This is a genomic window from Nonomuraea sp. NPDC049784 (genome assembly GCF_040659615.1).
Classification (GTDB): Bacteria; Actinomycetota; Actinomycetes; order Streptosporangiales; family Streptosporangiaceae; genus Nonomuraea.
In genome coordinates this window covers 1-1,110 of the sequence record NZ_JBFAMX010001291.1, presented here as the reverse complement: position 1 = coordinate 1,110, position 1,110 = coordinate 1, and the positions used below count along the sequence as shown (strand labels likewise).

Below are 1,110 nucleotides of genomic sequence, written 5' to 3'. Positions count from 1 at the left end.
CGGCGGGCGAGTGGTGGAGCGGAGCGCTGCCGCAGGAACGCATCGCCGCCGCCGAACGGGCCGGACACCACAGACACACCCGCCGCGAGCGCTTCCAGGGCTACCGCGACGCTCTCGAGGCGGCGGGCCTGCCGTTCGAGCGCTCCCTGGTGGAGACGGGCCACGACCAGGAGGCCGCGGCCCAAGCCACCATGCGCCTGTTAGCCCTCGACGATCCGCCGACGGCGCTGTTCGCGGGCAACAACCTCGCGTCGATGGGCGCGGTGGTGGCGCTGTCGCGGGCCCGCCGCAGGGACGTGGCGCTGGTGGGCTTCGACGACCTGCCCCTGGCCGAGTGCCTGGACCCGCCGCTGACGGTCGTGGCCCAGGACCCGGCGCGGATGGGTGCCGCGGCTGCGGAGCTGGTGCTGTCGCGACTGGACGGCGACAGGTCGAAGGCCCGCAGGACCCTGGTGCCCACCCGGCTGATCGTCCGGGGCTCGGGCGAGCTGCCCGGGCCCCGGTGATCGTCAGCGTTTGACGGCGAACGTGCCCGTCAGCGGCCCGAGCTCGACGGTGTACGCGCCGGGCTCGCCGCGACGCACGTCGAAGGAGACCTTCGCGTCCCGGCCGGCCCGCAGCTCCACGCTCTTCCGCTGCTCCACCTGACCGTTCACGCGGAGTACGGCCTCGTACGCACCCGCCGGCTCGCCCACGTTCTTCACCCGCGCCGAGACCTCCACGCGCCCGGAACGCGAGACCGAAGGCGTCACCTCCAGGTCGCTCAGCGCGAACAGCGCCTTCGGCCCGGCCACCCGGTCGTGCAGGAACACGTCGGAGCGCCGGTTCGTGTCGCCCTCGACCAGGTTGGCCGAGGTGCTCTCGAACGCCACGAACCGCCCGTCGTCGCTGATCGACGGCAGGTCCGACCAGCCGTCCCCTTCCGCTCCCTTGGGAGCCGTGGAGATCCGCTCGGTCGTGCCGGCCGCGACGTCCCGCACGAACACGTCGTTCCGCCCGTTGGCGTCGCCGCCGACGATGTCGGCCGAGTCGCTGTAGAAGGCGACCAGCCGCCCGTCGGCGCTGGGCGCAGGGGCGAACGACATGCCCTTGTCCCGGCTTCCGTCAGAA

2 protein-coding genes are annotated in these 1,110 nt (G+C 73.3%); one reads left to right on the top strand and one right to left on the bottom strand.

Annotation, left to right across the window (positions count from 1 at the left end; translation table 11 throughout):
• Window positions 1–506: substrate-binding domain-containing protein (locus AB0J09_RS65520; RefSeq protein WP_360714679.1), on the top strand; the 506-nt coding region annotated here is incomplete at its 5' end.
• Between the two features lie 3 nt (window positions 507–509).
• Here the strand turns inward: AB0J09_RS65520 and AB0J09_RS65515 are convergent.
• A partial coding sequence (locus AB0J09_RS65515) for a hypothetical protein (protein ID WP_360714677.1) occupies window positions 510–1,110 on the bottom strand: 601 nt, incomplete at its 5' end.